At 65.1% G+C, this 21,252-nt stretch carries 20 protein-coding genes; 10 read left to right on the plus strand and 10 right to left on the minus strand.

Going from position 1 to position 21,252, the window contains the following annotated elements; translation table 11 throughout:
- Positions 1-2 precede the first annotated feature (2 nt).
- From ACZ60G_RS26645 to ACZ60G_RS26670, 6 genes are read right to left on the minus strand one after another with little or no spacing between them, the layout of a single operon-like run.
- Complete coding sequence (locus ACZ60G_RS26645; protein WP_465813324.1) at positions 3-1,280, minus strand: beta-ketoacyl-[acyl-carrier-protein] synthase family protein; 1,278 nt, start codon at positions 1,278-1,280, stop codon at positions 3-5.
- Positions 1,277-1,771, minus strand: a complete 495-nt coding sequence (locus ACZ60G_RS26650) for an SCP2 sterol-binding domain-containing protein (RefSeq protein ID WP_465813326.1) — start codon at positions 1,769-1,771, stop codon at positions 1,277-1,279. The genes ACZ60G_RS26645 and ACZ60G_RS26650 overlap by 4 nt, the downstream gene beginning before the upstream one ends.
- Positions 1,768-3,438 (minus strand): FAD-dependent monooxygenase, encoded by a 1,671-nt coding sequence (locus ACZ60G_RS26655; protein WP_465813328.1) that lies wholly within the window; start codon positions 3,436-3,438, stop codon positions 1,768-1,770. Before ACZ60G_RS26655 ends, ACZ60G_RS26650 begins: the two co-directional genes overlap by 4 nt.
- The gene (locus ACZ60G_RS26660; protein ID WP_465813330.1) at positions 3,435-4,448 is read right to left on the minus strand and encodes a hypothetical protein; all 1,014 of its coding nucleotides are present in this window, start codon (positions 4,446-4,448) and stop codon (positions 3,435-3,437) included. The genes ACZ60G_RS26655 and ACZ60G_RS26660 overlap by 4 nt, the downstream gene beginning before the upstream one ends.
- Complete coding sequence (locus tag ACZ60G_RS26665; RefSeq protein WP_465813332.1) at positions 4,445-5,584, minus strand: thiolase family protein; 1,140 nt, start codon at positions 5,582-5,584, stop codon at positions 4,445-4,447. The genes ACZ60G_RS26660 and ACZ60G_RS26665 overlap by 4 nt, the downstream gene beginning before the upstream one ends.
- Positions 5,585-5,621: 37 nt before the next feature.
- Positions 5,622-5,885 (minus strand): phosphopantetheine-binding protein, encoded by a 264-nt coding sequence (locus tag ACZ60G_RS26670; RefSeq protein WP_465813334.1) that lies wholly within the window; start codon positions 5,883-5,885, stop codon positions 5,622-5,624.
- 789 nt (positions 5,886-6,674) lie between these two features.
- Here ACZ60G_RS26670 and ACZ60G_RS26675 point away from each other — a divergent pair.
- Positions 6,675-7,181: a TetR-like C-terminal domain-containing protein gene (locus ACZ60G_RS26675; RefSeq protein ID WP_465813335.1), complete on the plus strand. Its 507-nt coding sequence runs from the start codon at positions 6,675-6,677 to the stop codon at positions 7,179-7,181.
- A 584-nt stretch (positions 7,182-7,765) separates the two neighbouring features.
- The gene (locus tag ACZ60G_RS26680) at positions 7,766-8,065 is read left to right on the plus strand and encodes a hypothetical protein (protein WP_465813337.1); all 300 of its coding nucleotides are present in this window, start codon (positions 7,766-7,768) and stop codon (positions 8,063-8,065) included.
- Here ACZ60G_RS26680 and ACZ60G_RS26685 read toward each other — a convergent pair.
- Genes ACZ60G_RS26685 through ACZ60G_RS26695 form a run of 3 tightly spaced genes read right to left on the minus strand, consistent with a single transcriptional unit; the run spans position 8,058 to position 11,480 of the window.
- A complete protein-coding gene (locus ACZ60G_RS26685) occupies positions 8,058-9,452 on the minus strand; it encodes a GntP family permease (RefSeq protein ID WP_465813339.1) in 1,395 nt (464 codons plus the stop codon). The two genes, ACZ60G_RS26680 and ACZ60G_RS26685, sit on opposite strands and share 8 nt — an antisense overlap.
- Positions 9,449-10,708: an MFS transporter gene (locus ACZ60G_RS26690; protein ID WP_465813341.1), complete on the minus strand. Its 1,260-nt coding sequence runs from the start codon at positions 10,706-10,708 to the stop codon at positions 9,449-9,451. The genes ACZ60G_RS26685 and ACZ60G_RS26690 overlap by 4 nt, the downstream gene beginning before the upstream one ends.
- Positions 10,709-10,718: 10 nt before the next feature.
- A complete protein-coding gene (locus ACZ60G_RS26695; protein ID WP_465813343.1) occupies positions 10,719-11,480 on the minus strand; it encodes a GntR family transcriptional regulator in 762 nt (253 codons plus the stop codon).
- Between the two features lie 70 nt (positions 11,481-11,550).
- Between ACZ60G_RS26695 and ACZ60G_RS26700 the strand changes: the two genes are divergently transcribed.
- Together ACZ60G_RS26700 and ACZ60G_RS26705 are read left to right on the plus strand one after the other, a co-directional pair.
- Positions 11,551-12,336 carry an amidohydrolase family protein gene (locus ACZ60G_RS26700; protein ID WP_465813345.1) on the plus strand — a complete coding sequence of 262 codons (786 nt, stop codon included), beginning with the start codon at positions 11,551-11,553 and terminating at the stop codon, positions 12,334-12,336.
- Between the two features lie 568 nt (positions 12,337-12,904).
- Positions 12,905-14,173 carry a PucR family transcriptional regulator gene (locus ACZ60G_RS26705; RefSeq protein WP_465813347.1) on the plus strand — a complete coding sequence of 423 codons (1,269 nt, stop codon included), beginning with the start codon at positions 12,905-12,907 and terminating at the stop codon, positions 14,171-14,173.
- Positions 14,174-14,960: 787 nt separating this feature from the next.
- Here the strand turns inward: ACZ60G_RS26705 and ACZ60G_RS26710 are convergent.
- Entirely contained in the window at positions 14,961-15,182 is a 222-nt protein-coding gene (locus tag ACZ60G_RS26710) for a hypothetical protein (protein ID WP_465813349.1), read from the minus strand.
- A gap of 486 nt (positions 15,183-15,668) precedes the next feature.
- On the opposite strand from ACZ60G_RS26710, the gene ACZ60G_RS26715 reads away from it, so the two are divergent.
- From ACZ60G_RS26715 to ACZ60G_RS26740, 6 genes are read left to right on the plus strand one after another with little or no spacing between them, the layout of a single operon-like run.
- Positions 15,669-16,214, plus strand: a complete 546-nt coding sequence (locus ACZ60G_RS26715) for an MSMEG_0572/Sll0783 family nitrogen starvation response protein (protein WP_387288113.1) — start codon at positions 15,669-15,671, stop codon at positions 16,212-16,214.
- A 9-nt stretch (positions 16,215-16,223) separates the two neighbouring features.
- Entirely contained in the window at positions 16,224-17,282 is a 1,059-nt protein-coding gene (locus tag ACZ60G_RS26720) for an MSMEG_0568 family radical SAM protein (protein WP_465813350.1), read from the plus strand.
- A gap of 1 nt (position 17,283) precedes the next feature.
- Positions 17,284-18,762: an MSMEG_0567/sll0787 family protein gene (locus ACZ60G_RS26725; RefSeq protein ID WP_465813351.1), complete on the plus strand. Its 1,479-nt coding sequence runs from the start codon at positions 17,284-17,286 to the stop codon at positions 18,760-18,762.
- Positions 18,759-19,673, plus strand: coding sequence for a carbon-nitrogen hydrolase family protein (locus tag ACZ60G_RS26730; RefSeq protein WP_465813353.1), 915 nt, complete (start codon positions 18,759-18,761; stop codon positions 19,671-19,673). Before ACZ60G_RS26725 ends, ACZ60G_RS26730 begins: the two co-directional genes overlap by 4 nt.
- A complete protein-coding gene (locus tag ACZ60G_RS26735; RefSeq protein ID WP_465813355.1) occupies positions 19,666-19,986 on the plus strand; it encodes an MSMEG_0570 family nitrogen starvation response protein in 321 nt (106 codons plus the stop codon). The genes ACZ60G_RS26730 and ACZ60G_RS26735 overlap by 8 nt, the downstream gene beginning before the upstream one ends.
- Positions 19,983-21,251 (plus strand): MSMEG_0569 family flavin-dependent oxidoreductase, encoded by a 1,269-nt coding sequence (locus tag ACZ60G_RS26740; RefSeq protein WP_465813357.1) that lies wholly within the window; start codon positions 19,983-19,985, stop codon positions 21,249-21,251. The genes ACZ60G_RS26735 and ACZ60G_RS26740 overlap by 4 nt, the downstream gene beginning before the upstream one ends.
- The last annotated feature ends 1 nt before the right edge of the window (position 21,252 follow it).

Below are 21,252 nucleotides of genomic sequence, written 5' to 3' on the forward strand. Positions count from 1 at the left end.
GACTACTCCTCCGTGCGGGAAGGGTCGTTACGGCGCAGGACCAATGACGAGTTGTGGCCGCCGAATGCGAAGGAATTCGTCAGCACGGCAGCGACGTCGGACTCGGTAGCTGCCGAGACGAACGACGCGCCCGTGCAGTCCTCGGCTATCCGGTCCAAATTGACCGACGGCGGGATCATCGATGTATGGACGGCCAGCGCGGCGATGGCGGCTTCCAACGCACCTCCGGCGCCGAGGAGGTGGCCGGTCATGGATTTGGTAGAACCCACAATGGTTTTCGCGAGATCGGCACCGAAAACCGTACGCAATGCGGCTATTTCCGCGCTGTCGTTGAGTACCGTGCCGGTGCCGTGTGCGTTGATGTAGTCCACATCGGTTGTCGCGATGCCCGCGTCGCGCAGCGCGATGCGAATCGCCCGGGCGGCACTGGAACCATCGGCCCTCGGTGCGGTCAGATGGTGGCTGTCGTTGGTTTGACCGTAGCCCGCGATCTCGGCGTATATGGTCGCTCCCCGCGCGAGAGCGCGATCCATGTCCTCGAGAATCAGCACCGCCGCGCCCTCGCCCAAGACGAATCCGTCACGGTCGGCGTCGAATGGGCGCGCGGCCTGCTCGGGACTGTCGTTGCGCCGCGACAACGCCCGCATGCTGGCGAAACCGGCCATGATAACGGGATTGACACAGGCTTCGGATCCGCCGACAACGCAAGCATCGGCGTATCCGTCCCTGATCATCCGCATGCCCTGGCCGACGGCGTCGGCCGAGGATGCGCACGCGCTGCTCGGCGAGTAGCTCGGCCCTCCGAAATCGTGGCGTTGGGCCACCACCGAGGCCGCGACATTGGACATCGATACGGGAATGAAGGTCGGCGGGATCCGTTCACCGTCCGGGTCGTTACCGACGGTGGCGCGAATGGTGTCGGCCCCACCGAGTGCGCTGGCGATGATGACCGCAACGTCGGACGGATCGGCACTGAGCTCACCAGCGTCTTTGAGTGCCAGATCGGAGGCTGCCATCGCGAGCTGACAGAAACGATCGAACCGGATGGCATCCCTGCGCTCCATCCAGTCCGTCGCCGCGAAATCATCGACCGCCGCGGCGATCCGAACCCGTTTGGTCGAGACGTCGAACGTGGTGATGGGCCCGACGCCCGAACGACCTTCGAGCAGGTTGTCCCACAGCACGCCGGGGTAGTTCCCCACCGGCGACACCACACCGATCCCGGTGAGGGCGACCTTGCGCCGCGCGGTCACCGCGCGCGGCAGGCTCGGCGCGCTCATGACGATGTCGCATTCGGTTCGAGATCGAACAGCCGCTCCATCTTCATCGCGAGCTGCACGTTGCCCGCCACCCGAAGGTCACCCCGCGACATCAATTCGACACCGCGCGCCGCACCGCAGGCCAGCGCGACGAACGCCGATGCGGGCGCGGTAAGCGTGGCCCCCGGTTGTGTGGAGAAGGCATCCTTTTCCCCGACCGTGCAGCTGTCGGGTGTCAACTCGACGTCGCGTTCGAGTTTGCCGTGCGAGCGCCGGGTCACAGCCCAGCGGATGACCGCGCGCTCAGGCAGACCGCCGCGATAGAACGTCGGCATCAAATCGAATGCCGCGACCAAACCCTCAGTGCCGGTATCGGTCTCGAGGTGGTCCGCGAGCCGCTGTGCGGAGATACTCTCGATCGCGCGCCTGACCCGAGCCCGGTCATTGCTGAGCAGATCCGCCGCGAGCTGCGGATCCACCCCGGAAGTGTCGTCCTGGGAAATGTCGGTCATGAGATCACCGCTTTCTCGCCGAGTATCGAGTTGAGATATCGGGCCAATTCGCCGTGCGGATCCGCACCTGGCAATATCGCGCCGATGTGACCGTCGGGACGCACGACGACCGCCGCGGCGTCGGACAAACCGAAGACCCCGATGGCGTCGTCGCGGAAATCGTGTAAGGCGTCCGGACGCGGTACCGGGGATACCGGCCATACCCGCAGCGGTATGTCGCCGAGCACCGACGCCCACGCACCGAACGAGTCCCGCCATTCGGGCGCGCCTTCGACGGAAGTCAGCAGCGCGAAGGTCCCGCTGGTCAGATCCGCGACGGCCGTGCGTCGGCCATCCTCTTCCAGCCACAGATGTGGTGCGACGGCACCGACCACCACTCCGGGGTGATACTCGACCACGTCCGCGACCACCGGGCGGTCTTCGTCGGTGGAGTAGACGAATCCCCTTGCCTGACCGTAGAAATCGAAATGCGGCCGTTGTCGTTCGATGCCGTCCGCGAGTGCGGCGGCATCGCTGATCTCGGTCCCCGGTCCGATCAGTGACCGCGCCGATGTGAAGAACTCGTCCATGGCAACGGCGTTGTGCACGCTGCGCGCGGCGTTGAAGTCCGCGACGGGGCGACGCTCGGTTTCGTAGGTGCTCAGCAGCCGCGGACTCGACCAGCCACGCAGCACACCGTGCAGCTTCCACGCGAGGTTGTGCGCGTCCTGGATGCCGGTATTCATGCCGAAGCCACCGGTCGGCGGGAAACTGTGCGCCGCGTCGCCTGCCACGAATACCCGTTGGTGGACGTCACTCCAGCGGTCGACCGCCGTCGTACCCATCGCCCACGTCCGGACCGACTCGATCGTGATGTCGATATCGGCTGCACCGATGGCCGTTCGGACCAGGCGCTCGCATTCGCTCTTGTCGGGCTTCGCGGACGAGTCGACGTCGACGCCGGTCAGCTCGAGTAGCCAGGTACCGCGCTGCGGCGAGACGGTGATGAGCACCCCCTGTAGTTCATCGTTGATGACCCAGTACAAGGCGCTCTCCTTACCGCCGACGGCCGAGCCGAGATCGGCGGTGAAATGGATATCCAACATCGTTCCGAGCGGTGCGCGGGCCTCGACCGAAATGCCGACACGCTCACGCAATCGACCGTGAATTCCCTCGGCGAGTACCACGTAGGACGCGCGTAGCGCGGAACCGTCGGCTCGCATAGCGCCCACCCCATCGGGATCGGCGAGCAGATCGGTGATCTCCACACCCGACTCGACGCTGACGGAGGGGTAGTTGGATAACTCACGCAGCAACAGCGTCTGCAACTCGTTCTGCGGACAGATCAGCGGCAGCACCGGACTCGCCGATACCGTCCGCATGAGTTTCTCGGCGTCCCCCACCATGTCGATCTCGCCGAGCTCGGCACCGACCAGGGTGGTGTGGAAACTGACCCGACCGGACGCCTCCAGGCTGGTGCCGACCCCCTGCGCCGGACCGAGCAACTCGAGCTCTCGGAGTATTTCCGCGGTACGAACATTGACCATCGTGGCCCGCGGATGTTCGGACGCACTCGATCGACTCTCCACCAGGTGGGTGCGAATCCCCTTGCGGCCCAAAAGATGTGCGGCGACCAGGCCGGTCGGCCCGCCACCGACGATCAATACCTCGCAGTTGTCGACAGTCATGGTCGCACCTCGCGACTGCGCCGGACTGACACAGCGTCGTCGGCGACCGCGTACAGCGCGCGGTCGAGATAGCTCGTCATGGCGGCATCCACGCGCCGCCGGAAGGCGATGCGCAGCACCGTGGCCACCGGCAGGCCGAGTGCGATCCCCGTACCCAGCGCACCGACGAAAACGGCCAGTGCCGTCTTCTCGCCGAGACCACCCGGCTCGGTGTACCGGCGGATCAGTCGTGACGCGAACCGAAAAGCCGTGCCCGCCAACAGATCCGGACCGATCACCGCGGCATTCTCACGAGCGGATTCGGCCTGTGCCAACACCTCGGGCAGCACCGCGGTGAGCTGCTCGCCGGTGTTCGCGCCGGCCTCGACCAATTGTCGTCCGAGGCTGCGCAACCGTCGATGCTCGGCATCGGGCACACCAGCGGCACGCAGACCCAGCGATGCCTCCCGCCGCCCCAGCAGCAGCCACCGCAGGGTGATGAACAGCGACACAAGTTGGTTGGCGGTATCGGTCACCGCGATCACGCCGACCGGGCGAGCGCCCGCGGCGGTCAGCATGCTGCGCATACTGACCGCCGCGGACACCCACATATTGCGGCAGGCGATGAACTGCACAACCGGCAGACCGCTCACCCGCTCGGGGAAGTTCCGCACCAGTGACCGCATCGGGATCGACGGGTTCAGATACCACACCTGGTGCGCGACCAGCACCAGGTCCACGTCATCGCCGACTTGCCTACCGCCGTCTCCGACGGAGATGTCCGCGGTCGACTCGGCATCGGCGGCCTGCGCGAAGACACCGAAGAAGCGACCGAGTGACCACGGAAACGGAAAGTCACCGGAGGTGGTGACTTCGATCCACCGGACCTCGCAACCCGCGGCAACGAGCGGCTCGAGAAAATGTTCGAGACACTCTCGCAGTTGCCCGGTCTGCGAGTACCAGTACACCGCGATCACCGCGGGTTCGGCGCCGACCTCCCGCACGGGTAGATCCGCTGGCACGGTACTCATGCGCTCGTGCCGCCGTCCACTGCCGTGAGGTGCATGTATGAAATCGCGAAACGGCCCGATTCCGGAACCATGCAGAGCATGGTGTCGCCCGGCGTGACGAGCTCTTCGCGCAACATCTCGTCGAGGATCACGAAAATGCTTGCGCTACCGATGTTCCCGACGCGGGTGAGGTTGCTGTACCACACCTCCGGGCCAGGCCGTGGCACGTCGCGCCGCGACAATTCGCCCAGCACCATCGACTTCATGCGCTCACTCGAATAGTGGGCCGGAAGCCACGTCAGGGTGGTCGGGTCGAATTTGCCCGCGTTCAGCAGCCGCTCGTACTCATCGATGCCGACCTTGACCAGATGCGGCAGCAGCGAAAGACGCTGCCGGGCAACCAGAGTGCCCGCTTCCGCGGCCGCTGTCGCGTCGGCGTAGTCCATCCAGGTCTTCTCGGCATCGTTGGACTCGCTGCCGAAATACATACATGCCTGCTCGGTATTGGCATACGAGGTCAGCGAAATCCAGTCGATGCGCAGGCTCACCCCGTTCGACCTCGGCTTGTCCTGGACGACCGCCGCTCCCGCGCCGTCGGAGAGCATATACCGCAGAAACGCGGTCTCCATGGGCAGCGAACCGTCCTCCGTCCGGCTCTCGAGTGCCTTGTATCGGCTGCTCTTGAAGCCACGAGAAGCGAACTCGCTGGCGACCGCGACGGCGGCCGACTTCTCGCCGATCGCGACCTGCAGATAGGCGTTCTTCAGCGCCATCATTCCCGAGCTGCAGATGCCGTGCGCGGTGACGATCTCGACGGGCGGATAGGCGAGGCGGCCGTGGACCATACTCGCGTGACCCGGTCCCATCAGGTCCGGCAATGTCGTGGCGGCGGCGAGTAACTGCAGATCCTCGGCAGCGATCTCCGATCGTTCGACGGCGTCCTCCACCGCCCGAGCGGCCAGCTCCGTATTCGAGAACACGGTTTGCTGAGCCCGATCGAGGGCGTAATAGCGTGTCTTGATACCGCTATTGGCGAGGATCGTGTCCCGAAGAGCGGAACTCGCGTTCCCCGCCTTGCCGATAAAGTCTTCGATTTCGTCGTTTGTTACCGGATCGCCTGGTAGAAATCGGCCAGTGCTGGTGATATATGCGGTCACCGGAACTCCAATGCTATTGAATGTGTCACTCGGTGCGTTATAGGGACTTCGCGCTGGATTCCTCCGAGCGTGACCGCACGGCTTCGACGAGTTCTCCGAACGTCTTGATGCTTGCGATGCGCTCGTCATTCAGCGCAATCGTGTACTTGCGTTCCAGGATCTCCGCAATGCCGAGCAGCCCAAGCGAATCCAGGCCCAATTCCTCGAATGTTGCAGAGGGGTCCACCTTGTCGACCTCGATGCTGTAGTGATTTTCCAGGTAGTCGGCGATATCGCCGTACACGTCCGTTTCGAGGCTCATCTGGATCTCCCCTTCACTGTGCAGAGCGGCCCTATCGGGCCGGTTATTTGCAATGCACGTAGCGACAGCATTGTCGAACGCGGCGACAGCAATGTCGCGCTCTAGTCGACTTTCTTCAGGCGCAGCAATTCCCGCCGCATGGTCACCGCGTGTACACCCCAAAGCGCTTCAAGATCCCCACCACCGGGTCCCGCCCGGCGTTGCGCAAGTCGACTTGCGTACGACCATAATCGGGTGCACCCGACTGCGCAACTCGAGTTTCTGTAACTACAGGCATCTTTAGTCAGACTGCACGTCGGTGCACGCTCACGGGATCGAACGCTGGTGGCAGCGAAGCGGATCCGCCGGGAGAGCGCGTGATGCCGCACATCCTCAGCCTGCCGTGCGCGCCTCAGCCTGCCGTGCGGCGCGCATACGGACGCTACGAGTGCCCTACCGAGAGCGTGCCGGTCGTCGACTGCCGAGTGCCATTCGGTGCCGAGTACCAGTCGACCGAAGGATAGGCAGAGCATCGAACGCGCCATCACAAGCTCGGCGACTACTTCCTCCAATGCGTCCGGATCGACTTGCCCCGCAGTCGAATTCGAGGCCGTGTTATTCCGAACCCGTCCGGCTCGATGTACCCGTCAGCTCCGGCCCATTGTGTGCAATCTCAATTGAATGCCAGCGACGGGAACAATGCGCTAGCGCCGTTATACTGCGAAAATGCCTGACAAGTTCAGCGTGCCCCAGGTCACCGACACACCGGACATCGTTACTTCTGTGCGCAATGCCGTGCTATCGGAAATCATGAACGGCACCCCGGTACACGCTGTGTCCGTCGCGGCCGTCGCACGGCTGGCCGGCATACACGAGACATCGGTCTACCGACGCTGGAAGACGCGCGAACGCATGATCCTCGACGCGCTGACGACGCGAAGCCAGGCGTCGCTGGTCGTACCCGACCACGGCTCGCTGCGGGAAGATCTGACCGATCTCATGAAACAGGCCTGTGATTACCTCGGCAGCCCCGTCGGGCGTTCTCTTTTGCAAATGAGTGTCGCCTCGGCGGACAACCCCGCGGCGAGCGAGGCGCGACGGCTGTATTTCGAGAGCCGGCTTCGGGCGATGGAGCCTGTCGTCGAGCGCGCGATCACCCGCGGTGAGGTGCACTCCGGAATCGCCGCCATTGATGTACTCGAGCCATTATTCGCCACCATCCAGATGCGTGTAATCCTGACGGGCAGGCCGATAACGCCGGACCTTCCCGAAAAGCTGGTCAACGTCGTGGTCGACGGAGTCCTGTCCGAAAGTTAGCCATGCCGCCGCGCCCGCGAGCGCCGCTGCTGTTTCGCCGCGAAACAGCACTTCCTTCCTGACGAATCCGCTCTCGACAATCAGCTGCAGCCGACCGGCTCTGTGGCAGGTGGTCTCCATAAGCAGCCGCATGATGAGGGCGTCCAACGGCCGGTCGTCGGCCCTCGCATTGCGCTAGGTGCGCTTCGACGTGGTCGTAAGGACTGGTGCGTTCGAGCTTGCCTTGCAGTGTCCAGGCGGGGTCGAACCCTAGGGCCGACAAAGCCAGAACACGGCAGAGCATCGCCAGCTGCGCCGCCACCCACCACGCCGGTTCAGATCCAGCACAGTGCGATCAGCGCGGTATGGGATTCGATTCTGATCGAGAATAGTTCCGGGTTGTCTTCGAGCCAGCGGAGCCGACCATGAGCGGCTGATGCCGACGAGGTGTCGGGACGCGAATGCGAGCTGCCGACCGATCAGCTCATGGCGGTAGCGGTATGCGTCACCAGACATATCCCAAAGATCAGGAGTCGGGTGTGCTGTAACGCCACAGAATCTTCGCCTCGAGTCGCGCCGGTCACTCACCCCTGTAAAGAATTCTGGTGAGTACGAAAGTGATTGTCCGCCTGGGGATAACGACCCATATGAAGCGAACGGGCGGGGATGACCGGAGAGAAGGCGCGGTGGTACTGCTGTGGGTGGTGATCGTGGCTATCGTCCTGGTTCTGCTCGGCGGTGCGGCCGCAGCCATGGCGTGGGATCCGAACTCCCGCCGTGAAGCCCGGGCAGCCGACGACGGTGCCGCGATGCCATTGTCGAGTGTCCGATCCCCCGACGACAATTGGCCCCGCCGATCTCGAGGCGTCGCCCGCCAGATGCCGACGTACTGCAGGCTCAGGTGAAGACGGATAAGGCCAGAGTCATTGCGAGGCCGACGACGCTGACCAGGGTCTGCACTACGGTGTGGGTTTTGGTGGCGTCGTTCAGCGACATTCCGAACGACTCTTTGACCAGCCAGAATCCGGCGTGGTTCACCCAGTTCAAGCCGATGGAGCCAGCGCCGATGGCGACCACCAGCAGCGAGGCCTGCAGGCCGCCGTGGGTTCCCACGAGGGGGGCGACAATGCCGGTGGCGGAGACAATTCCGACGGTGGCAGACCCCGTAGCCAGCGACAGCAGCAGCGCGAGCAGCCAGCCGAGCAGGATCGGGCTCAATGACATGCCCCCGGCGGCGGTCACGATGGCCTTGCCGATGCCGGAGTCCTTGAGCACCTGCGCGAACGCGCCACCGCCGCCAATGATCAGCAGGATCCCGGCGATCGACTTCAGGCTGTCGGTCAGGGTTTCGCGGATGTCCTCGGCGGTGCCAGAAGTTCGGGGGATGGTGACGGCGAGTGCGACGACGAATCCGGCGAGCATGGCCATGACGGGTTCACCGAGGAACGTCAGGAAGGTTCGAACGGAATTGCCCTCGGAGAGGGCGATTTCGGCGAGCGCGCGCAGCAGCATGAGCGCGACCGGTACCAGCGCCGGGACGACGGCGAACCGGGTCGACATCCGCGGGCCAGCCAGCGTGCCCGGACCGTCACCGTGGGCCGAGCCGGTGAACTGTGCGAGCACGGCGGGATCCGGGTGGACACCGGGCAGCCGCGGGGCGATCCAGCGAGCGTAGACAGGACCGGCGATGACGATTGCCGGTATGGCACAGACGAATCCGACGACGATGGTGAGGCCGAGGTTCGCGTGCAGACCCGCCATCGAAGTCAGCGGCCCCGGATGCGGCGGCACCATGCCGTGCAGGGTGGCGAGCGCCGCGATGGCGGGCAGTCCGACGAGCAGGTAGGGCGAGCCCTGGCCGTCGTTTTCGTCCCCGAGCCTGCGAGCCACGCTGAAGATCAACGGCAGCAGCACGATGAGGCCGACCTCGAAGAACATCGGGATGCCGATCACGAAGGCGGCGGCGGTGACCGCCCACGGCAGCATCCTGCGGCCGGCCCGGTCGATAATCGACTGGGCGATGGCGTCGGTCGCGCCGGATGCGCTGAGTAGCCGCCCGAGCATGGCCCCGAACGCCAGCGTCACGCCGACGTCACCGAGCTGGCCCCCGGCGCCATGCTCGATCGAATCGGCGATCTTGCCCAGCGGTTCCCCGGCGACCAGCGCCGCCAGCACCGAGACGATGACGAGCGCGACGAACGGATGCAGCCGCAGCCGGGAGTTGATGAGGAAAATCAGCAGTCCGATCGCTGCGGCGAGGTCGAACAGCAGGATCCAGGTGTGACCAGTCACGACAGTCTTTCCTTGGGGGAGACCGGTTTCGCGGTCTCGTCGGGGACATCGGGCAGCCCGCGTTCACGGGTTTCGGGTAGGCAGTAGGCGGCGGCAGCGGCCAGGGTGTAGGCCAGCCCCGCGAAGACGGCGATGCTGAGCGCCAGGCCCAGCCGGTCGGAGAGGTAGCCGACCAGTGCGGGGAATGCGGCGCTGACGAGGCGACCGGCGTTGTAGCAGAAGCCTTCTCCGGTGCCGCGGACCTCGGTGGGGTACAGCTCGGCGAACAGAGCCCCGAGCCCGCCGGGAATGCCCGCGGTGAAGAAACCGAGCGGCGCACCGGCGATGAGGGTGGCGGCGGAACCGAGGTCGATGAGCAGATAGGGCGGCAAGGTCAGCAGACAGCAGAGCGCGAAGAACACGATGTTGCGGCGTCGGCCGATTCGGTCCGACAACCAGCCGGAGGTGAGATATCCGAAGAACGACGCGGTGATCAGCACGGCCAGATACCCGTTGCTGGCCAGCACCGTCAGCCCGCGGCTGCTGCGCAGAAAAGTCGGGAGAAATGTGGTCAGCGCGTAGTATCCGCCGTGACTGCCGAGCCCGAGCACCGCTCCGAAGACGGTGGCGCGCAACAGGTTCGGGCGGAACAACGCCAACGGGGAACCGCTGCCTCGATGTCCGGCGCGAACGGGCGCGTCGGTGACACCGCGCCGGATCGCCACCACCAGTAGCGCGGGCAGCACACCCAGCCAGAACTGCACCCGCCATACCCATGGTGACGGCAGCGCCACGACCAGCAGCGAGTACACGATCAGCGAGATACCCCAGCCGACAGCCCAGCCGCTCTGCACCGTACCGAGGACCCGACCCCGGTACCGGGTGCGGACGAATTCGCTGACCAGGACCGCGCCCGCGGCCCATTCCCCGCCGAAGCCGATGCCCTGCAGGCTGCGGAAGATCAGCAGTGAGGTGAATCCGTTCGCGAAACCGACTGCCGCGGTGGCGATCGCGTACCACATGATGGTGATCCGTAGGACGCGGGCGCGTCCCCAGCGGTCGGAGGCGGCCCCGGCCAGCCAGCCGCCGAACGCGGTGCTGATCAGGGTGACCGAGGAGATGAGCCCAGCGTCCCCTTTCGATAGTCCCCACAGGCTGATCAGGGTCGGCAGGACCAGGCCGTAGATCTGGGCGTCCGCCGCCTCCAGCGCCCAGCCGCCGAACGCCGCCCAGAACGCGCGCCGACCGGCCGGTGGGGTGTCGCTATACCACTTCATGACGCGCGCCCTATTTGATTTCGATGCGGTACCGGAAGTCGCCGGCCCGGCCGCGGGAACGCCGCCATTCGACGGAGGTGCCGTCATGGGTGCGAGCGGTTCGCTCGATCACCACCAGCGGCTCGTCGCGGCGGCATCGCAGCAGCAGCGCGTCGCCCGCGCTCGCGGTGTCGACGGTGAGGATCTCCTCCGCCGCGGCGATGACGACGTCGCAATGTCGTTCGTAGGCCGGGTAGAGCAGATCACCGAGGTTGTCCGCGCCGACGTCGACGAGTGCGGCGAAGCGGGGCAGCGGCAGCCAGATCTCCTCGATCAGGAACGGAACCTCGTCCCGCAAGCGCAGGCGGTGCAGCCACAGCGCCGCGGCTCCGGTGGCGAGGCCGAGCGCGGCGGCAGGTCCCGGGGGTACGACACTTTCCCGGAAGTTCAGGATCCGGCTGGATGGAATGCCTTCCTGCGGTTGCCCGTAGCGGAAGAACCGGAATAGGGAGGAGTCCAGGCTGGCGCGGCGCACGAACGTTCCCGCGCCTTGCTGCCGCTCGAGCAATCCTTCATCGACAAGTTCCCCGAGGACTCTGCGCATGGTGCCCAGCGCGACCCCGTAATGAGCAGCGAGGGCGCTCTCGGCGGGCAACGCGGTGCTGGGATTCCATTCGCCGGCTTGGATGCGGGTGGTCAGCACATCGCGCAGCCGGGCGTGCAGCGGTAGCCGCGAATCGCCACTGTCCAACTCGGCACGGCCCGGTGTGACGCGCGTCTCTCGGTGAGGCATGGCGGAAACTATGTCACATAATCCTCTATAGGTCTATAGCTCTAAAGGAATCGCGTCGAAAGGGGCGTCCGTGCACGCAAAGGGATGGATCGACACCCACGCCCATGTCTTCCTCTGCTCTCTGCCCGCCGTCCGGCACCCGCGATATTTCCCGGACTATGACGCAACGCCAGACCGCTACCTGGCGCTGCTCGACGAGCACGGAATCGCCACGGCCTTCCTGATCCAGCCGAGTTTTCTCGGCTCGCGCAACGAATTCCTGCTCGACTGTCTCACCAGCCGGACGGACCGGTTCCGCGGTGTGGTCGTGCTCGACCACCCTGGGGATATCGGGTCACTTGACCGTGTGGGCGTGATCGGTGCCCGGATCAATGCGATCGGTGGCGAGGTCCCTGACCTGACCGGCCGCGCATGGCGGCAGCTGGGGCGCGAACTCGCCCGACGCGGCCAGCATCTCGAGGTGCAGGCATCCACTATCCAATGGCTGGAACTCGTACCGGCACTTGCCGATTGGCCCTCTGCCGTGGTTATCGACCATCTAGGGCTGCCGGGGACACCGGCCGATGAGCTGATACTGCAACTGAGCCGTCGCCAGCATGTCTGGGTCAAGGTCTCGGCACCATACCGCTCCCTCACCGGAGCCGCCGAGGCGATGCTGAAACGACTGCTCGACGAGTGCGGACCACAGCGGTTACTGTGGGGCAGCGACTGGCCGTGGACCCAGCACGAGCGCGGCCGCACCTACGCCGACTGCGTGCAGTGGTTGTCCAGGCTCGTCGAATCCCCCGTACTGCACGACATCATGGCCACGAATCCCGCACGGCTGATCGGAGATCGGACCGATGGCCGACTGTGAACCGCATCTATCGGAGCCGGCGATAAGCACCGGCTACCAGGGACGTACCGGAACCGCTGGTCGAACCCGAAACTCGGACCGCAGCAGGTGAGCCTCGCTGGTCGCCCGCTGCATCCTGATCGGTTGCCTACTCGTCTCGAGGATCTTCTGCAACCGGCGTCCCTCCTCCGGGGACAGTGCCGGGCGAACACTTCCGGGTTACGAGCCACCATCAGCACCCAGCAGCATCAACTGCCCCGACCGCACGAGCAAGCCAACACCCGGCTACCGCACCGACCTACCTGGACGAGGCACTAAATGTGCACTGAGAGTGTGGATACGCGCCGTCCATCTCGCCGTTCGCGCTCGTTTCGGCGGCCGTCTCCTGGTCGTGCTCGACTCGCTGCTCGCCGACGTCTCGGCACGCTAGTCGCAGCTCTAGCCGACCGCAATTGTGAACTATCACTATCGCTTGTCGACCGCCCCTCCCGAAGTATCACATTACTCGGAGTAAACCGACATTTACGAATCATGTTCTGGTTACGCTGGTGCAATAGTGCAGCTAACAGAGATTGAAGGAAGTTCGACTATGTCTGTCACCGCTCCACACCGCCAAGGACTCACTGTATCCGGTCGTCCCATATCGTCGCCGTTGAAAGACGTACGGGCCTTGTCGCGGCAGATGGTCGGACATTTCGTCGAAACCGTCGCTCCCTGCGGCACCTTGCCCGGTGACGCGATCCACGGCGACATCACCATCATCACACGCGTGTGCTTGGAACTGGCCGTCAGCATGCTGGACGGCAGCAACATTCCGGAGAAGACCGAGCGGCTCGAGAACGCCGCGGCCCAATGGGCTCGCGAGGGCGTGCCCATCGATACTATTCACCACGCCATCCACGAGGGCTTCAAGATCGGCTTCGACCTGGTGGTGTCCACCGCCTTGGCTCAGCAGTGTGCCTCCGGCTCGGCCGACACCGACCCGATGCTCCTCAGCATGGCCGACTACCAAAGTATCCTTGACAGCGCGAAACTCGTCGTCGAAATGCTCGACACCATGACCACGGCGGTCTCGGTGGCCTATGTGCGCGAACTGCGCGCGGTCGTGTCGGAGCACCACACCGCGGTGCACACGCTCACCTCAGCGCTGCTCGGGGGACACCCCACCTCCACGATGGCCCGAGAGTGTGGCATCGACATCTCCGACCGTTATCGCGTAATAGCCCTCGCCATTCCTTCCCACCCGGACGAGTCCAACCCGATGCTGGACGCGAAAGTCGTTGCCCGCCGCAAACTCCGGCGCGTGCAGGCGGAACTGGCCACGCGCTGCGACGACACCGTATTGTCGCTGCTGTCGATCGATGGCGGCACCCTGCTCATCCCCGCCGATCACATCACCGAGGGCACACTGAAGGAACTGATCGGGCAGCTGTCGCGGGCGGCGCGCGTGCCCATCACCGCCACGGCGGTCACCGCCCCCACCGACACCGTGCCCACCGCTGCCGATCAAGCCCACGAACTACTCGACATGGTTACCCGGTTGCGGTCGGTGCCGGGCCTGTATCACTTCGACGATCTGGCCCTGGAATACCAGCTCACCCGTCCCGGCCCCGCCCGCGAGCATCTCGGGTCGCTGCTCGATCCGCTGGACGAGCATCCGGAACTGCTGGAGACCCTGCAGGTCCATATCGCGCACAACCTGAACCGCCAGCGCACTGCGCGGCTGCTGCACGTACACACCAATACCGTGGACTACCGGCTCAAGCGGATCGGTCAGCTCACCGGGTTCGATCCCACCCAGGCGAGCGGGCTGTGGCACCTGCGTTCGGCATTGGTTGCCCACACTTACCGCAGGTGAGCCAGGCGTGGTCGAGCGGAGGCGGAATTACTGAATTACTCCAGTCGATCAGCGTCCGCCGTTCCAGCCGTTGCGGCACGGCTGCACCCCCACTGGCGAGCGCCACCAGGTGCTTCCAATCGCAGATTTCATACGGAGCCGTACGCCTATAAGTCGCGAATATAGGGGCATTTTCGCGTTTTCTCGCCCATGCCCGACCCACCGATAGTACTTGTGCAATCAGAATCAGCAGAAGGTCGACATTGACAACGGTTGAAAACGCCCTGGAACAAAATCGACGAGTTGGAAACAAAACATGCACGATACGCGACGAACCGAAGCCGATGGATTGTGCGCGACATGGCGCCTGTTTCAGGACCACCTGATCTCCATTGTCGCCGTCCACGACGAATCCGGCGTCACGCCGATTATATCTTTCGGCCCAGAGGACTTTCCGGATCTCGCACAAGCACGAGAACTCCTTCCGAAAATGAACAAGTTGTGGGACGCGGTACGCCACGACTTCTGGTCCAAACTCATTCCGCCGCAACCACGGTGTCGACAATGGCGATGGACGTGATCTTGAAACCCCGCTCCCACTGCTGGGTACACATCCGAGTTGTCAACCAACAACCACCACCATGTGGTTCGAAGAGACGCAGCCGCAAAGGGCTGGAGCTCTCAGCAACCCGACGCTGAAGAACTGGTCAGCAAGTCCGCCAGTTCCGCCAGTGCAGATACCGGAGCATGTTTCAGCGCTGCGCATTCCGGGATTCGTTCGGCTGGCACGACGAACTAGCACTGGCAGCTATGCCGCTGCATTCGGCCTCGGCGCACCGCGCCGCCAAGCGGCCGAATGGTCGCGCGATACGGCACCGCTCGCCGGCCACGCCGCTGATCCGCGGATCCCGGGCGCGACCTCGTCGAGGTCGGTCCGCATCCGGTACCGGTCGTACAGGCCCCCTTTGGGGACCGCGATGGGTGGGTCGCCGAGGGTGACCTCGACGGTGTCCTGGTGCGCGGATGGCATCGGTGCACCTTCGCGCTCGAATGGATGCGGGTGTAAACATCAGGCCAGCCACCAATGTAAGCAGTGTCAACACTGGGTGTGTTCGACCTTCGGTCGCCACCTCTCACCGTGGTCGCGGCCACGGTCGATGTCATATGCGCTCGGCCTGCCGCTAGCGGTTTCCCCAATGTTACGAATGGGCGCTGCGCGCGGGTTCCTATTGTTAATTGACATCGAAAAGTCCAGGACAACGATTACACCGCGCGACCTTCACGGCAGCCCGAAACGCGACCCTATCCGAATTTCGGACTGAAATCCATTGCTGCACAAGTAGTTACGTGAAACATCCCGACCTCTCGGATGGTGAACAGTCGGCAACTTCGTCTTCTTCCGGACGTGACCAACCCGAAATACCCCGGGCGTCAACTTGATTCATCGGTGAGCCGCTCCCCCACCCGGCAGGTCCGTTATCGCCGATTCTCGTCACACGTACCCAGGAGATGAATCATGTCCGCACCCACCAAGTCGACTGCCGACATCGACAAGGCGATCGAGGAGAACATCGCCAAATCGTTGGCCGAGATCCCGCATCCGGCGCTGCCCAAAGGCACCAACATCTACGGGGCGACCAAGATATTCCCCGACTACCAGGCCGAGGCCGGGGAAACCTACTTCACCCTTGTCCACGGCATAGCCCACGAGTCGTCGGTGAGTTTCGTGGCGGTACTGCAGGCGACCCGCGCGCTGCGCAAGGGTTTCGAGTCGGCCATCTACTTCTACGGGCCAGGCGCCATCAATGCGGTTGCCACCCGAGGCTTCCCAACCACCGGCGACAGTGGTTTTCCGGGTGAGCAGAACATCAACGACGCCTTGGCGACCTTCATCAAGGAGGGCGGCAAGGTATTCGCCTGCCGGTTCGGGCTGGCGTTGCACGGCGCGCGCGAGGAGGACCTCATCGAGGGTGTGATTCCGGCGCATCCGCTCGATGTGCAGGACGCGCTGATCCACTATGCACGCAAGGGCGCGATCATCAACTCCACCTACCAGGTGTAGGCCGCCGCCATGACCGAGGTATCCACACGAGTAGACCTCGCGCTACTCGGCATTCGCGTCGATGTGCCGGTGCAGCGCCGTTCCGGAGCCGGTCCCAGCGACGACGGTCATGTGCTGTTCGGGGGTGCCGGCGCTGCCATCCCCATCCGATCCGACAGCCCCTACACCCTCCACGGTGACCGGCTGCTGCTCGACGGTGCGGACCTGGGCGTATCGGTCGAGCCGGTGCGGCGGCCCCGGTTCTACGATCTGCGCACCGCCGACGGCATCGCCTACGAGCAGATCGCCAAGCTGCACGGCGCGGACGTGCTCGCCACGACCGTGGTACAGACGTGTATCCGGTACGCCGAGGACCAACGCTGCCGCTTCTGCGCGATCGAGGCATCCCTGGATGCGGGCCAGACGATCGCGGTCAAACGACCCGACCAACTCGCCGAGGTCGCGGCGGCCTCCGTCCGGCTCGACGGGGTGCGGCAGATGGTGATGACCACCGGAACCTCTGCCGGAAAGGACCGTGGCGCAAGGCATCTGGCGCGCTGCGTGCGGGCGGTTAAGCAGGCCGTGCCGGATCTGCCGATCCAGGTGCAGTGTGAGCCCCCCGCTGAGCTGTCGGTCCTCACCGACCTGCACGACGCTGGGGCGGATTCCATCGGGATCCACGTCGAATCCCTCGACGATCGAGTACGGGCACGCTGGATGCCGGGTAAATCGACGGTACCGCTGGCGGATTACCAGGCGGCATGGGCCGAGGCGGTGCGCGTGTTCGGCCGCAATCAGGTCTCGACCTATCTACTGGTCGGCCTCGGCGAGAACCCGGACGAATTAGTCTCCGGCGCAAGGGAATTGATTGCGTTGGGGGTGTATCCGTTCATCGTGCCGTTCCGGCCGCTAGCGGGCACCCTCGCCGTCGACGTCGACGGCGCGATGGCACCGACTCCTGAGCAACTCGAGGACGTAACCCGCAGGGTTGCAATGGAATTGCGCAACGCTGGCATGTTCGGAGCAGGTCAGAAAGCCGGTTGCGCGGCGTGCGGGGCGTGCAGTGTGCTCCAGATCGCGGGAGCATGACATGACCACCACCGAAACCCCTGTCACCAAACCCCCTCGTGTGCAACGATCGTGGCTCGATGAATCGGCCCAGGCCGGCACACTGTCGCTGGATTACTGTGTGCTGTCCGGTCATCGGTATCCGGCCGAGCCGGAGGACGCGTTTCTGATCCGCACGGCCGATGGCACCCAGTTGGCTGCCTATCGGGCGCTGCGTCGCGAGAACTTCGTGGTCGAACAGGGGCTGTTCGACGGCAGTGACGCCGATGGCCTCGACGACGATCCACGCACCGTTATCCTGGTTGCGGTGGCCACCGACGGCGCAGTCCTCGGTGGCGTGCGTCTGGCACCGGTCACTGCCGAGGACATCGGCTGGTGGACCGGCAGCCGGTTGGTCGTGAACTGTGGCCGCCGCACCCGCGGTGTGGGCAACGCTCTGGTCCGCGCGGCCTGCGCCTACGCCGAGAGCAACAACGTGCTGCGCTTCGAGGCGACGGTCCAGGCGCGCTATGCCGCGATGTTCACTCACCTGGGCTGGAATCGACTGAGTGAGGCCGAGATCCACGGCGTGCCTCATGTACTCATGCGCTGGCCGATCGACCGTATCGAACGACTCGCTCGGACCACCAAGTCGATGCTCGGCACGCTGCTGACTGGACTCGGTTCGCAGCCGATGACGCTGGGCGGCACCGGATTCCGCGGTGACGACGGCGCACCTGTGCCGGGCAGCGACCTCATCGCCGCCTGTGATGCGATTGTTCCGTCGATGGTCGAACGCGATCCGGAATGGGCCGGGTGGTGTTCGGTGCTGGTGAACCTCAACGATCTGGCGGCCATGGGCGCAGAACCCGTCGGATTACTCGACGCGGTCGCGGCGCCCACCCGGTCGTTGCTCACTCGAGTTCTGCGCGGGTTGGCCCGAGCCAGCCGAACCTGGAATGTTCCCGTGTTGGGCGGGCACACCCAGGACGGTCCGGCCGCGCTGTCGGTGACCGCGCTGGGCCGCACGACGCGGCCCATACCGGGCGGTGGCGGACGAGTCGGTGACGAGCTGCGCCTGACGGCAGATCTCGGCGGCGGTTGGCGTCCCGGATACCAAGGCGGCCAATGGGATTCATCCTCGCACCGCAACGGCGCGCAGCTACGGGCGCTGGGCCGGTTCGTCGCCGATACCGCCCCGGCTGCGGCGAAGGACGTGAGCATGGCTGGTATCGCCGGTACTGCGGGCATGCTCGCCGAGGCGTCCGGAGTCGGCGTCGAGTTGGACCTGACACGCATCCCGCGCCCGGCGAATGCCGATCTCGCGGACTGGATCACCTGTTTTCCCGGGTTCGCCATGCTGACCGCCGACCGGGCCGGTGCGGCCATCGCCGACCCCGGACCCGCCACCTCCGCGGTGTGCGGAGTGCTCACCTCCACGCCCGGCGTGCGCCTGCGCTGGCCGGACGGAACAACCACCACAGCGGTGCCCGGCACCGTCACCGGATTGGGACACTCATGACCGAACTATCGATCTCCGTGGCCGCCGCCGAATTCGGCCGCGACATGGACACCTGCTACAGCACCATCGCCGGACTGATCGAGCAGGCGCGTACCCGCGGCAGCCGGCTGCTGGTCCTGCCCGAAGCCTGCCTGGGCGGGTATCTGCCCAGCCTGGGCGGAGGCGACGAAAGCGAGGAGGCCAGACAGCAACGTCTGCGCAGCCTGCCGCCCGCGCTCACCCTCGACGGGCCCGAATTGCGCCGGATCGCGGCCATGGCCGGGGATCTGGTCCTGACCCTCGGTTTCTGCGAAGCCGACGGCGAGGTGCGCTACAACGCCGCGGTCACCCTCACCGGCGACGGCATCCTCGGCTCTTACCGCAAGGTTCATCAACCGCTCGGTGAAAACCTCTGCTACGCAGCCGGATCGGAGTATTGCGCGTTCGATACCCCGATCGGACGGATGGGTATGCAGATCTGCTACGACAAGGCCTTCCCCGAAGCCGCGCGCGCTTTGGCGTTGGACGGCGCGCAGATCATCACATCGCTGTCGGCATGGCCGACCTCGCGCACCGCAACCGCCGAACGGCTCGAGGACGACCGCTGGACCCAGCGTTTCGATATCTTCGACCGCGCCCGCGCCGTGGAAAACCAGGTCGTCTGGATCGCCTCCAACCAGGCCGGCACCTTCGGCTCGCTGCGATTCGTGTGCAGCGCCAAGATCGTCGGGCCCGGCGGGGACGTCCTGGCCACTACCGGCACCCGACCTGGACTGGCCACGGCCACCGTCGATGTCGAGCACGCGCTCGGACAGGCGCGCGGCGGGGGCATGTACAACCTGGGCGACCGGCGACCAGAGGTCTACCACAGCGTGGTCGCCCGCCACGGCGTCGTCGGCCAACCCGAACAACTGGCGGCGGCTCATGCCTGAGATGACCTTCGACATCCGCTGGCCCGACGGCAGCGTCCAGACCTGCTACTCACCGTCGCTGGTGATCCACGACCATCTCGCCACCGGTGTCGACTATCCGGTCGAGGAGTTCGTGCACCGGGCCTCGACCGCCCTGACCATCGCCGCCGAACGCGTGAAGGAGAAGTTCGGCTTCTACTGCACCTCGGCCATGCAGAGCCTGGACGCCATCGAATCGGCTGCCGCACAGGCGCGCACCACACCCGGAGTCGTCCGCGTGCTGTCGATGACCCCGCCGTCCGTGCAAGCCGTTACTTCCGGAGGAAAATCGTGACCCCGCTTCTGGATTCGACTCCTGTCGAGCACCGCGATGTCGTCGTGATCGGTGGCGGGCAGGCCGGACTGTCGATGTCCTGGCATCTGACCGACCGCGGTATCGACCACGTAGTGCTCGAACGCGACACCATCGCCCACGAATGGCGCGACACCCGCTGGGACAACTTCACTCTCGTCACCCCGAACTGGCAGTGCGTCCTGCCCGGCTACCGCTACGACGGACCCGACCCGCACGGGTTCATGAAACGCGAGGAGGTCTACGCCTGGGTCCGCGGCTACGCCGATACCTTCGACCCGCCGGTGCGCGAGCATGTCACCGTCGCCGGGGTCACCTTGGCCGCGGATGGCGGCTTCGATATCGAAACCACCTCCGGCCTATTGCATTCCGATCAGGTGGTGGTCGCCGTTGGCGGTTATCACACACCGACCCTGCCGCGCTTCGCCGCGCGGTTGCCGAACTCGATCCTGCAATTGCACTCGGCCGAATACCGCAGCGCCGCAGAGTTGCCCGAGGGGGCGGTCCTCGTCGTCGGCACGGGCCAATCGGGCGCGCAGATCGCCGAGGATCTACATTTGGCGGGCCGCCAGGTACATCTCGCGGTGGGGAGCGCACCGCGCGTGGCCCGCTTCTATCGGGGACGCGACTGCGTGGCGTGGCTACAGGACATGGGCCACTACGATATCCCCATCGACGACCAGCCCGGCGGGCTCGGCAAACGCGAGAACACCAACCACTACGTCACCGGCCGCGACGGCGGCCGCGACATCGACCTGCGTCAATTCGCTGTCGAAGGCATGAGTCTCTACGGCCGAATGGTCGATGTTGTCGGCGGCACAGCGTATTTCGAACCGGCCTTGGAGCAGGCTCTCGACGCCGCCGATGCCGTGGCCGAGAGCATCAAGGACTCCATCGACGCCTACATCGCCCGCGAGAACATCGACGCCCCCACCGAACCGCGCTATCGACCGGTATGGCGACCTGAGCATGAGGTCACCGAAATCGACTTGGCCACAAGTGATATCAGCTCGGTGGTGTGGTCGGTCGGCTTCCGCACCGACTACCGCTGGCTGAAGGTCGGGGTCTTCGACGGAGAAGGACACCCCTGCCACAACCGCGGCGTCACCACCACCTCCGGCCTGTACTTCCTCGGCCTTCCGTGGCTACACACCTGGGGTTCCGGTCGCTTCGCGGCCATCGCCCGCGACGCCGAACACCTCGCCGACCGGATCACCGTCACCGCCCGCACTACCGCCGCTGCCTGAG

It is taken from the genome of Nocardia sp. NPDC102475 (genome assembly GCF_055584605.1).

Excerpts from the sequence above, each read along its gene's own strand:
- ACZ60G_RS26710 (WP_465813349.1), bottom strand. The coding sequence starts at position 15,182 with ATGCCATCCGCGCACCAGGACACCGTCGAGGTCACCCTCGGCGACCCA.
- ACZ60G_RS26695 (WP_465813343.1), bottom strand. The coding sequence starts at position 11,480 with ATGCCTCACCGAGAGACGCGCGTCACACCGGGCCGTGCCGAGTTGGAC.
- ACZ60G_RS26675 (WP_465813335.1), top strand. The coding sequence starts at position 6,675 with ATGAACGGCACCCCGGTACACGCTGTGTCCGTCGCGGCCGTCGCACGG.
- ACZ60G_RS26690 (WP_465813341.1), bottom strand. The coding sequence starts at position 10,708 with ATGAAGTGGTATAGCGACACCCCACCGGCCGGTCGGCGCGCGTTCTGG.
- ACZ60G_RS26660 (WP_465813330.1), bottom strand. The coding sequence starts at position 4,448 with ATGAGTACCGTGCCAGCGGATCTACCCGTGCGGGAGGTCGGCGCCGAA.
- ACZ60G_RS26655 (WP_465813328.1), bottom strand. The coding sequence starts at position 3,438 with ATGACTGTCGACAACTGCGAGGTATTGATCGTCGGTGGCGGGCCGACC.
- ACZ60G_RS26725 (WP_465813351.1), top strand. The coding sequence starts at position 17,284 with ATGACCACCACCGAAACCCCTGTCACCAAACCCCCTCGTGTGCAACGA.
- ACZ60G_RS26730 (WP_465813353.1), top strand. The coding sequence starts at position 18,759 with ATGACCGAACTATCGATCTCCGTGGCCGCCGCCGAATTCGGCCGCGAC.
- ACZ60G_RS26650 (WP_465813326.1), bottom strand. The coding sequence starts at position 1,771 with ATGACCGACATTTCCCAGGACGACACTTCCGGGGTGGATCCGCAGCTC.
- ACZ60G_RS26645 (WP_465813324.1), bottom strand. The coding sequence starts at position 1,280 with ATGAGCGCGCCGAGCCTGCCGCGCGCGGTGACCGCGCGGCGCAAGGTC.
- ACZ60G_RS26735 (WP_465813355.1), top strand. The coding sequence starts at position 19,666 with ATGCCTGAGATGACCTTCGACATCCGCTGGCCCGACGGCAGCGTCCAG.
- ACZ60G_RS26705 (WP_465813347.1), top strand. The coding sequence starts at position 12,905 with ATGTCTGTCACCGCTCCACACCGCCAAGGACTCACTGTATCCGGTCGT.
- ACZ60G_RS26720 (WP_465813350.1), top strand. The coding sequence starts at position 16,224 with ATGACCGAGGTATCCACACGAGTAGACCTCGCGCTACTCGGCATTCGC.
- ACZ60G_RS26670 (WP_465813334.1), bottom strand. The coding sequence starts at position 5,885 with ATGAGCCTCGAAACGGACGTGTACGGCGATATCGCCGACTACCTGGAA.
- ACZ60G_RS26715 (WP_387288113.1), top strand. The coding sequence starts at position 15,669 with ATGTCCGCACCCACCAAGTCGACTGCCGACATCGACAAGGCGATCGAG.